Raw genomic sequence first — 9,839 nt, 5'->3', positions numbered from 1 at the left:
TACCCACCGCAGCCCTTGTGTTGATCTTCTTCCTTCGTCAGAAGCATGATCAACCAAGGGCTGCACTCGTGATCACCCGGGGGCAGCGCCAACGGCACCGACGGCCACGAAGGTTAAAGGACAAGCTTAGACCTGGTCTCAAAACTTAGGGTGTGTCGCTGGGTAACCTGCCGGTCCTGGTCGTCGATCGTGGGCAGTCGTGGCGAAGACGACGCAGCAGCGACGGGTCGAAGACCGGCTCTGGGAGCTGATCGAACCCCTGATCCCGTCCCGACCAGCGCCGCGCGGTCCGGGTGGGCGGCCCCGGATCGATGACCGTGCCGCGCTAGAGGGGATCTTGTTCGTGCTCGACACCGGCTGCCGCTGGCGAGACCTACCCGAGCAGCTCGGATGCGGTTCCGGGCACACCGCGTGGCGGCGGTTACGTGAGTGGCAGGACGCCGGCGTGTGGGACCGGCTGCACCAGCTCGTGCTCGACGAGCTGTCCGACATCGACGAGCTCGACTGGACCAGAGGCTGCATCGACGCGGTGTCGGTGCGGTCGAAAAGGGGGGCGAGCTGACCGGCCGCAGCCCCACTGACCGGGGCAAAGCCGGCTCCAAGTACCACGTTCTGTGCGACGCGAACGGGCTACCGCTGCACGTCATGTTGTCGGCGGCAAACACCCACGACAGCATGCTGTTCGAGCCGCTGCTGGACACGAACCCGACCGTGCGCGGCCACCACGGCCGGGCGGGCCGGCCACGATGCCGACCGGACAAGCTGCACGCCGACAAGGGCTACGACTACCGCCGCTGCCGCCGCTACCTGACCCCCCGCGGTATCAAGGTCCGTATCGCCCGGCGCGGGATTGAGGACAAGTCCCGCCTCGGCCGGGTCCGCTGGGTCGTCGACGCACCATCTCCTGGCTGCTGCGGTTCAAACGCCTCGGGCTGCGCTACGACCGGACCGAACGCACCACGCTGGCGCTACTCACGCTGGCCTGCACCGTGATCAACGTCCGCCGGCTCATAAAGATCGAGCCCTGCGATCAGGTCTAACGCATCCATTCACTCGTTTGGGATACATCGGTAGCTCTGTGTCGTTGGGTGGGGGTGACTGGTGAGCTTCTGAGCGCGGAGCAGGTCCTCGGGTCGGCACGGGGCCCCCGTCACCACGAGGGAGATCGATCTCCTGGAGGAGGCTGCAGCCGCGTTGCTGACGGCACCATCGACGGGGATGAACGAGCACTCTCGTCGGGAAGTGATCAGCCATCGGTGGGGCCGCCTCTTCAGAGGCGTTCGATGCGGTCGGCCTGCGGGCCCCGGTCGCTCTGACGCACCGCGTACCGGACCCGGTCACCCTTCTGCAGCGGCTCCGACCCCATGATCACGGACACGTGGGCGAAGAGATCGTCGCCGCCTGCGTCCGGGGTGATGAAGCCGAAGCCGCGGTCGCCGTCGTAGCGCGCGACGACGCCCTCGCCGCCTCGTACGGGCACGTCCCGCGCCGCCGGCCCTGCGGCCGCGGCAGGTGCCGACCGCTGCGGCGCCGTCCGGGGCTCCCGGACCAGGTGCACGTCGCGGGCCTGCGGGCCCTTGTCTCCACTAGCCACCTCGTAGGCGACGCGGTCGCCCTCCGCGAGCCACGTCAGCCCCTCGGCCAGGGCCCGGGCGTGAACGAAGACGTCCCCGGCGCCGGAGTCGGGGGTGATGAAGCCGAAGCCCTTGTCCTCGTCGTACCAGGCCACCGTGCCGTCGGCACCGTCCCCGATGCCAGCCGCAGCGGGTGGGCCGGCCCCCGCTCCCAGCGGGATCACGTGCCCGGCCTGCGGGCCGCGCTCGCCTTCGACGATCAGGAAGGCCACCCGCTGCCCCTCGGTGACCACACCGCCGGTCACGATGGCGGAGCTGTGCACGAAGATGTCGGCGCCGCCGCCGTCCGGCGACACGAAGCCGTACCCCTTGCCCGGCTCGTACCAGTCGACGGTGCCGAGCAGGCCCACGGCGCTGCCGGTGGCCGCATCGGCGGTGACGCGAACGCGCAGCGCCTGGGGCCCGCGGTCGTTCTCGCCGACCTCGAACACGACGGCCTGACCCTCGCGGAGCACTTTCGCGCCGCCGTCCCCGACGATCTCGGAGGCGTGCACGAACACGTCCGGCGAGCCGTCCTCGGGCGCGAGGAAGCCGAAACCCCGTTCGGCGTCGAACCAACGGACGGTCCCCTGCGGCATCAAAGGCTCCAGGTCGAGAGGGCGGGCACTGGCCCCCAGTCTCTCTGACAGACCTCGCGGTCCGTCAGGCCGGGCCCACAGGCGGGCGGTGCGGAGCCAGGGGCGGGCCGTTGGTCCACCTAGCGACACGCCGAGTTTTGAGACCAGGTCTAATGGGCGTTGCGACACTGTGCGGCTGGAGATCACCGCCGGGCACCCAATCTACCGGGCGCTCGCCGCCTCGGCCGCGCCGGAATGGGCGGTGGTCCTGGCCGCGCACCTGGACCGCTGGTACGCCGGCTGGCACCCGGCGACGATCCAGCACGACGCGCTGACCCTGTCCGCGGCGCTCGAGTTGCCCTTCGTCGACTCGGTGCCCACCGCGGTCACCCCTCGACGCGATCGGCCGGATGACCGAGGCCACGGAGGGCCGGGCTGAGGGCGGGGCGCCGGTGCGGCTGAGCCGGGCGGCGACCTATCTGGCGTTCATGGCCTGGCTGGGCCGGGTCCTGGACCCGGCCACCCCGGCGCTGGCGACGCCGGCCCGGTTGCGCGCCTGACCCCCGCACCGAATGCCGCCCCCACCCGGCGACCTCGACGCCCTGCTCGAGGCCTACGCGCTGCGCGCCGAGGACCAGCGCGCCGCGGTCGAACAGGCCTACGGGGTGTGCCGCGATCACCGCGGCGATGCTCGACGACCTGCGCACCCACGTGCAGAACCATTCGAGCTCTCGGGTGATCTTCCTGGGCCGGGACGGGCACAGCTTCGCCGCCGCCGCCCGCGGCCTCGACCCGGAGTTCTTCGCCCGGCACTGTAGCGAGGTCGTGCTCTCCCGGGCCGTCGTCGACCTTGGTCTCCGGTGGCGTCGGTGTGGCGGCGCATCTCGGACCGAAATCGACGACTGCACTGGTTGGCTTTATTCGGACAGTGTCGCTCTCGGACCCGCACAGCACCTTCGCCGTCGGCGGGTGCCCTGCGGGGTCCTTGTGTGCTGGCCGCGCCGTTCGGCGCGGTAGTGACCGATCCGGCTTCCCCGGGTCAGGACACCGCGGGTCCGGCTAGCCTCGCTGCACCTCGGGCCTGTGGGTCAGGCGGCGTCCCGGCCAGCCACTGGCCCGGCCCACCAGGGAGATCAGGGCGGGGACCAGCAGCGAGCGGACAACGAACGCATCGATCAGGACCCCGATGGCTACTGCGAACGCAAGTTCTTCGAAGGGGGCGACCGGGATGAGTGCCACCAGGGCGAAGCTCGTCGCGAGCGTGATGCCGGCGGCGTTGATGGCCCGGGTGGAGCGGGGTACGGCGACAACGAGGGCGCCGGGCAGCGGGCGCCGCCGTGCCTCCTCCCAGATGTAGCCCACGCTGAAGATGTTGTAGTCCGAGCCCAGGGAGATCAGCAGGACCGCTGCAGCGAACGGGACGTAGAAGATGAGCCCGTCCCGGCCGAGGAGGTCCTGGAAGAACCATGTGGTGAGACCCAGGGAGGCGCCCACGGCCAACACGCTGGTGGCGAGCAGGTAGAGCGGGGCGACCAGGGCGCGTAGAAACACGATGAGCAGCAACAGGTCCACCAGTAGAACGGCGACGGCCACCCGGACGAGATCGCCGGCGGCGGTGTCGACCAGCGACAGGCCGAGTGCGGTGTCCCCGGCGAAACTGACCTCCGCAACGGGAAGTCCGGCAGCGGCGAGCAGCGCGGGCATTCGTTGTCGCAGCTCGCCGAGCCCGTCGATGGCTCCTGCACCCAGCGGGTCGCTGTCCAGGACCAGCAGGTAGCGGGCCGCCCCGCCGTCAGGGGCGAGGAAGAGCCCGAGTTCGCGGGGCAGCGGCTGGTCTGTCGGCCCGAGCACCCCGGCGACATCCGGTTGTTCCTCCAGCAGCCGCTCCAGCTCGGAGAGCTTGTCACGCTCGGCGGTGACGCCGGATTCGGCGACGACCAGCGCCGTGGGCGCGATGATGCCGGGCGCGAACCCGGCGCCGGCAGCCTCGGCGGCCTCCCGGACCGGGTCGTCGGCCGGGAGGGTGTCCACCGGCGACACTGCGGCGCGCAGCCCGCCCAGCGGGAGTGAGGCGGCGACCAGCAGCCCGAGCACGACGACGCACACCGCGCCGGCCACCGGGCGGCGTCCGATGATCTTCAGAAAGCGGGTGGGGACGACCGTGTGGGCGAGCCGGGAGGGCGCCGACCCGGCCGGGTCCCGAGGGGCAGGCGGTCCCGCTGCCGGCCAGAACGTCCAGCGCCCGAGGATCGCCAGCAGCGCCGGCACCATCGTCGTCGACACCGCGAGCCCGACCAGGACCGTGATCGCCAGGCCGGGTCCGAACGCCTGGAACAGCGCGGACTCGGCGACCAACAGGGTGGTCACGCCCGCGGCCACGGTCAGCCCGGCGACCACGACGATCGGGAGGTACTCGGCCACGCCGTCACGGACGGCGTCGTGGCCGCTGTGGCCCTCTCTGAGCCGGCGCTGCAGCCCGGAGAGGAAGAAGATCGAGTAGTCGGTGGTGATGCCCAGCATCAGCGCCACCACCACGGGCTGCAACTGGGTGGGCGCGGAGAAACCGGTGAGCTCACCGACGAGCCCGAGTGCCCGGTCGGCCAGCAGATAACCCACCGCGGCGGTGACCAGTGTGATCATCGGCGCCACCACGGACCGGAAGCTGAGCCCGACGATGAGCGCGATGGCGGCCAGGGTGGCCAGCTCCACCAGGGGCAACGATTCGCTGACGATCCGGCCCTGCGCGACCTGCAGCGGGATCGTCCCGGTCACGCCGACCAAGCCGCCCTCCGGCCGTTTCAGGCCGGCGGCGTACTCGTGGGCGATCAGGTCCTGTTCGCCCAGGTTCGCTGTCGGGGCGATGAACAGGTAGCTGACGATCGTCGTGTACGGCTTGTCCACTCCGGGAAACAACAGCGGGGTGTTCACCAGGGGGTAGGCCAGCAGGAGTTCGCTGTCCGGAGCTCCGCCGGCCTCCAGGGTCCGCTTGTCGACCTCGAGGGCCCGGAGCACGGTGTCGGCCTGGACGAACGGGTCGAGCCCGTCCGGGTCGTGCTGCACGACGGCCGTGCGGCTGAGCAGGGGCAAGCCGAAGCGCGCGACGGCGTCGAGCTGGGCCTGGATCGCCGGGTTCCCGCTACCGACCAGGCCGGACAGCCCGGCCCGGGAACCGGCGAGCCCCGGTAGCTGTATGACGGCGGCCACTGTGCCCCCGACCACGGTGACCAGGATCAGCCACCGTGCCCAGACGACCGCGGCGGCGTAGCCGTGCGCGAGGGTGCGCCGGCGTCGCCCCCGGGGCGGGGCTCGTTCACCCATTGTCCGGCCTGCCGTCTGGGGTGGCCCAGCCGGGCGGGGACCGGACGCCCAGGCGGTGCAGCTCTGCAGCGGCGAGGTGCAGGTGGCGGCCCTGCTCGACGTCGAGCCAGGGTCGGCAGCTGATCCGGCGCAGCTCGGCGTAGGGCACCCGGCGCAGCGCCGCCCGCGCAAGATGCTCGATGAGCATCGGATCGACCGGGTCCTGCAGCAGCTGGCGCAGGCCGCGCAGCTCACGTCGGCGGGCGCGCCGCAGCGGCACATACAGCAGGGCGAGGGGGAGCAGCGGGATCGCCGCGAGGGCCGCACCCACGGCGAGCGCGAGTGTGCGCAGACTCTCCCGGGCGGCAGCGGTGCTGGTACGGACCTCCACCGACGTCTGGCGCAGGCTGTCGGCGAGTTGGTCGGCGCCGGTGCCGACCAGCGGCACCTCACCGAGCAGGGCGATCCCGCGGGCGGTCAGGTCGAGGGCCTCCGCCGCCTCCAACAGGCCGCGGTGCAGGTTGGCCAACCCCCAGACCTGCAGGCCGGCCACCACGCCGAGGACCGCGAAGACCGCAGTCGTCACCGCGGCGGCGGCGTCCCACCGGCGCAGGGTGCGGTGGCTGGGCAGCAGCGCCAGCTCCGACATCACCGGCGCCTCCCGTCCTCGGCGGGCCTGCGCCGAGCCTGGCATCGGCCTACGCTGCCCGGCAACCACGCGCCCGCCAGGAGATCCGGGGGATCATGGGCGACTACGACGATGCCGACCTGGGGCGGCGGCCGGGCCGACGTCGGTGGGGGCCCATCGTGCTGGCGGTGGCTGCGCTCGTCGTCGGGCTCGTCGCGGGGTACCTCGTGCGCGCCGCCTCCGAGCCCCCTCCGGTGACGAGCCCGCCTGCGGCCCCGGCACCGGCACCGAGGACCACGGACCCCTCCGCGGCGCCGACTACTCCCTGCATCGCGATGGCCCAGCACGGCACCGATCTGATCGCCGAGCTCGAGAGGGCGGTTCGGGCCATCGGCGAGCTCGACCCCGGCGCCCTGCGTGCCGTCCTCGAGGAGGTTCGGCAGCTGCGCGCAGAGCTGCAGCGCGACGTGGACGCGTGCCGCGGCTGGTCCGAGGGCGCTCGAGCGCCCGCCGGCCCGCCGCCGACCACCGCGGCCCCGGGCTGAGATCCCCTCATAGCCGGTGATCCGGTCCACTGGTTCAGGGGGTGCCGATTTCCCGCAGCTGCTGGCAGGACGGCGCCTGGCGGAAGGCGGGCTCCAACCGTGGGTTATCGGCCACGGCGGTCAGCGCCTGGGCGCTGTTGCCCAGCGAGGCGAGCGTATTGCCGAGAGCGGTCACGGCTCGTCCGAGTGCGGCAGGATCGCCGGGATCGGCCTGGTCGACCTGGGCTCGGGCCTCCGCGAGGTCGTCTCGTAGCTGGGTCACCTGCTCGCGCACCTCCCGGGCGATCTGCTCGCCACCCTCCACCGGGGCCGGGCCCGCCGCGGTGACGTCCTGCACGGCTCGCTCGGCTTCCTGCAATGCCTGCGCGAGATAGGAGCTGTAGGCCTGCTTGGTCGCGGCCGGGTCGGCCAGGTCGGGTGCCGGCGGTGTGCGCAGCGCTTCGACCACGGGGACCAGTGCACTGCAGACCGTGCCCGTCCACTCGACGCTCGCCCCCTCCGCCGGCGCCGTGGTGGCGGGACCCGGATCCGTGACGGTGGGGGCGGGATCCGACGCGCAGCCGGCCAGCGCCAGCCCGGTGGCAACGACCATTGCGGCGAGCGACCGGTGCAGCGCGGAGCGCCGGTGCGATGTCGGCGCGGTTCGGTGCGCTCTGGCTTCTGGATGCGGGGTAAGGCCCATGATCCCACTCCTCCTGGTGCGGCGCGCGCCCGGGTAGGCCCGCGGTAGTTTGCACGGCGAAGTCCTGCCCGCGCCCGGGGCGGCAGGTCCCAGGCCCGGACCCGTCCTGAGGTGGGCGTTCCCCGCAGCGCCGGGCGGCTACCTGACGGGCAGCTTGCAAACGGCCCGCCGGCCCGCTCCCGCCCGGTCAACGGCGCGGCGCTCGTTCCGGCGAGAGGAAGCGTCGAACGGCTGACGAGCCCCTTCCCGCGTCTGTGATTGCAAGGTTTCCGTCAGGTAATCGCGGAGCGCTAGTGGGCAAACCAGGAGGGGTGCATACGACCTACGGCTCGGCACCGCCGCGCCGTCGTGCAGGGAGGAGGAGTCATGGCCCAGAATCCGCGTGATCGCCGCGGTGACCAGCCGGTCGGGCTGGCGCCCGACGCGCCGCCTTACGTCAGTCCCGCGGCCGGCGCCGGAGCATCCCGTCCGGTCCGCCCCGGCGGCCCGGGCCCGGAGACGATGTTCGCGCCGCGACCGGAGGGAGGCAGCGCTCCAGCCGCGGTGAGCGCCCTGACCTTCCTGGCCGGTATCTGGTTGATCATGGCGCCGTTCGCGCTGAATTACCAGAACCTGGGACCTGGATTCGACGGTTACTGGAACGATGTCGTGATCGGGGCCGCCATCGCCCTGGTCGCCCTGGTACGAATGGCGTCGCCCTACCGGAGCGCAGCCGTCGGAGTGGTCAACATCGGATTGGGCGCCTGGCTGATCCTCGCCCCGTTCACCCTGGGCTACAACCTTGGCGCCGACGCCATGGCTGCCACGTGGAACGACATCATTGTCGGGGTGATCGTCATCGTCCTCGCCACGATCAGCGCCGTGCTCGGCAGGCGGGGCCAGCGTGCCGACCGGACGGGTAAGGCTGATCGGTGACCGCTCGAAGCGTTCACGCTGTTCGACGTGGTGGGGCTGGCCACCGCGTCCGGCTCCGGAGGAGGGGGTGGCGGCACCTCGCATGGTCCCTGGGGAAGCTGGGCTGGGCTGGGCACCGTTCTCAACGGAACGCCTGGGCTGTCGGCGTGTCCGGACAACGGGAGCGTCACGAGGAGCAGGAGGTGAACGTCGTTGTCCGGGGATGAGCCCACCGAAGTCCATGGACACGGTCATCCGACGGGCTGCACCGGGCAGGGTTCGGACGGCCACGGTCCGCACGCCACCGGAGGCCCGAACCGGAAGGTGTCCCGCACAGTTGGGGTCCGGGCTACGGACGGATCTACAAACGAGACAGATCAGGATCCGGCGCTGCTGGCGGCAGCCCATGTCGCGCGCTTGCTTGCGGACAAAGTGGGACTTCGTAAGGCGGTGGAGGTCGCGCACCGGGTGGCCGGGGCGGACCATGGCGACGCTGACGACCTCGCCCGGCCTCGGTGAGAACTCCCAGCCGTCCACCCGGCAGCCACGACGGTAGGGCCGGGCGGAGGTGGCACCGGATGCCCCGTCGGTCGGTGCCTCGTCGTCTCCTGGCGCTCGGGTTGCGGGCACCGGTCGTACTGTTCGACCTCGGCGCCGGACGGCTGCTTGGGCACCGCTTTCTTCTACTGACTCACCGAGGCCGGCGGACCGGCTTCGTCCGGCGGACGGTCCTCGAGGTGCTGCGCTGGGACCCGGATCGTCGTGAAGCCGTGGTGCTCGCTGGTTTCGGTCCGGACTCAGACTGGTTGCGCAACATCGAACGGGCCCCGGCGCTCGAGGTGCAGGTCGGCCGCGACCGGTTCGTTCCCGCCCACCGCGTGCTCGGGCCGGCTGAGGCGGCGGCCTCCCTCGCCGGGTACGAGCAGCGCAACCGGGCGATCGCACCGATCGTGCGCGCGATCCTGTCTCGGCTCGCCGGGTTCCGGTACGACGGGTCCTCCGCCGGGCGGGCGCGGCTGCTCACCGAGCTCCCGGTGGTTGCGTTCTGGCCCGCTCGCCAGGAGCCCGCCTGACGCTGATCGTTCGCGGGTGGCCGGCGGGCTCGACCCGACGATCCGCCGGTTCCGGTCGAGGTGCTCCCCGGAGCGTGCCGGGGCGCCCCGGGGCGGCAAGCTCCCCAGTCACCGCGCAGCGGCCGGACCGGCATCCGAATCGTCGAGCCGACCAGGGCGTTCCGCGCCCGCCGGCCACTACGGATGTTGTATCGCGGCGGGTGGGCCGCGTAGCCGCTCTCGAGACGTGTTCGGCCGGATCGTCAGCCATTCGTCAGGCGTTCCCGTCCCGCGTCCGGTTTCCCGGTGACCGCCATCGTCAGGAAGTCGTCAGGTGGGCGAGCTCCCGATCGATCCAGGATGACTGAGAGACGGCACGAAAGGGACGAGATGCCACAAGCGACAACGGTGTTCGAGGAACTCGAGTCCGAGGTCCGCAGCTACTGCCGAAGCTGGCCTGTGGTGTTCGACACCGCGGTGGGAAGCCGGTTGACCGATGTGGACGGCAAGTCCTACCTGGACTTCTTCGCCGGTGCGGGTGCACTGAACT

Annotated in this window: 9 protein-coding genes and 2 pseudogenes; 7 read left to right on the top strand and 4 right to left on the bottom strand. The window is 71.7% G+C overall.

From position 1 onward, the window contains the following. The first annotated feature begins 199 nt into the window (after window positions 1–199). Window positions 200–1,040: pseudogene (locus tag HF519_RS27685) on the top strand (IS5 family transposase). A gap of 230 nt (window positions 1,041–1,270) precedes the next feature. On the opposite strand, the gene HF519_RS33600 reads toward HF519_RS27685, so the two are convergent. Further along, a complete protein-coding gene (locus HF519_RS33600; protein WP_169415934.1) occupies window positions 1,271–2,212 on the bottom strand; it encodes a cold-shock protein in 942 nt (313 codons plus the stop codon). 169 nt (window positions 2,213–2,381) lie between these two features. Here HF519_RS33600 and HF519_RS27675 point away from each other — a divergent pair, with 169 nt between their 5' ends. Then, a complete protein-coding gene (locus HF519_RS27675) occupies window positions 2,382–2,630 on the top strand; it encodes a hypothetical protein (protein WP_169415933.1) in 249 nt (82 codons plus the stop codon). Then, the gene (locus HF519_RS27670; protein WP_169415932.1) at window positions 2,602–2,751 is read left to right on the top strand and encodes a hypothetical protein; all 150 of its coding nucleotides are present in this window, start codon (window positions 2,602–2,604) and stop codon (window positions 2,749–2,751) included. The genes HF519_RS27675 and HF519_RS27670 overlap by 29 nt, the downstream gene beginning before the upstream one ends. A gap of 499 nt (window positions 2,752–3,250) precedes the next feature. Here HF519_RS27670 and HF519_RS27665 read toward each other — a convergent pair whose 3' ends face one another. Together HF519_RS27665 and HF519_RS27660 are read right to left on the bottom strand one after the other, a co-directional pair. Next, a complete protein-coding gene (locus HF519_RS27665) occupies window positions 3,251–5,509 on the bottom strand; it encodes an MMPL family transporter (protein WP_169415931.1) in 2,259 nt (752 codons plus the stop codon). After that, window positions 5,502–6,182 carry a hypothetical protein gene (locus tag HF519_RS27660; protein WP_169415930.1) on the bottom strand — a complete coding sequence of 227 codons (681 nt, stop codon included), beginning with the start codon at window positions 6,180–6,182 and terminating at the stop codon, window positions 5,502–5,504. Before HF519_RS27660 ends, HF519_RS27665 begins: the two co-directional genes overlap by 8 nt. A 50-nt stretch (window positions 6,183–6,232) precedes the next feature. Between HF519_RS27660 and HF519_RS27655 the strand changes: the two genes are divergently transcribed. Next, entirely contained in the window at window positions 6,233–6,661 is a 429-nt protein-coding gene (locus HF519_RS27655) for a hypothetical protein (RefSeq protein ID WP_169415929.1), read from the top strand. A gap of 34 nt (window positions 6,662–6,695) precedes the next feature. Here the strand turns inward: HF519_RS27655 and HF519_RS27650 are convergent, their stop codons facing one another. Next, on the bottom strand, window positions 6,696–7,253 hold the full coding sequence (locus HF519_RS27650; protein ID WP_169415928.1) for a hypothetical protein: 558 nt from the start codon (window positions 7,251–7,253) through the stop codon (window positions 6,696–6,698). A 633-nt stretch (window positions 7,254–7,886) separates the two neighbouring features. Here HF519_RS27650 and HF519_RS27645 point away from each other — a divergent pair. From HF519_RS27645 to HF519_RS31955, 3 genes and pseudogenes are all read left to right on the top strand, one after another. Continuing rightward, window positions 7,887–8,258, top strand: a complete 372-nt coding sequence (locus HF519_RS27645; RefSeq protein ID WP_169415927.1) for an SPW repeat domain-containing protein — start codon at window positions 7,887–7,889, stop codon at window positions 8,256–8,258. A 572-nt stretch (window positions 8,259–8,830) separates the two neighbouring features. Next, complete coding sequence (locus tag HF519_RS27640) at window positions 8,831–9,310, top strand: nitroreductase family deazaflavin-dependent oxidoreductase (protein WP_312860393.1); 480 nt, start codon at window positions 8,831–8,833, stop codon at window positions 9,308–9,310. A gap of 369 nt (window positions 9,311–9,679) precedes the next feature. Continuing rightward, a pseudogene (locus HF519_RS31955) lies at window positions 9,680–9,839 on the top strand (diaminobutyrate--2-oxoglutarate transaminase); the annotation flags it as partial.

The sequence above is a fragment of the Pseudonocardia bannensis genome, assembly GCF_012911875.1.
Lineage (GTDB): Bacteria > Actinomycetota > Actinomycetes > Mycobacteriales > Pseudonocardiaceae > Pseudonocardia > Pseudonocardia bannensis.
This window is presented reverse-complemented; position numbering and strand designations above follow the sequence as displayed.